This window comes from Rhizobium ecuadorense (assembly GCF_001187535.1).
Lineage (GTDB): Bacteria > Pseudomonadota > Alphaproteobacteria > Rhizobiales > Rhizobiaceae > Rhizobium > Rhizobium ecuadorense.
The window spans coordinates 1-269 of the sequence record NZ_LFIO01000711.1; the positions used below are offsets into that span (position 1 = coordinate 1).

Sequence of the window (269 nt, forward strand, 5' to 3'; positions counted from 1 at the left end):
CGTATGGAATCCCGAGACCCTCTTCCGCCTGCGCAACGAAGTCGGTCCGAAAGTCGGCATGAACCTCGACCCCTCGCATCTGATGTGGATGGGCGCCGACCCGATCGCCTCCGCCCGTGCTCTGGGCGATGCCATCCATCATTGCCATGGCAAGGATACCCGCATCGAGCGGGGCCTCGCCGACATCAACGGCTTGCTCGAGCTCAAGGACGTAACCGACGTCGCCAACCGCACCTGGAACTATGTCGCCGTCGGTGCCGGCCATGACC

1 protein-coding gene is annotated in these 269 nt (G+C 63.9%); it reads left to right on the forward strand.

Annotation, left to right across the window (positions count from 1 at the left end; translation table 11 throughout):
• Nucleotides 1–269 (forward strand): sugar phosphate isomerase/epimerase family protein (locus tag AF337_RS13450; RefSeq protein ID WP_152971055.1); only part of this gene is annotated, 269 nt, incomplete at both ends.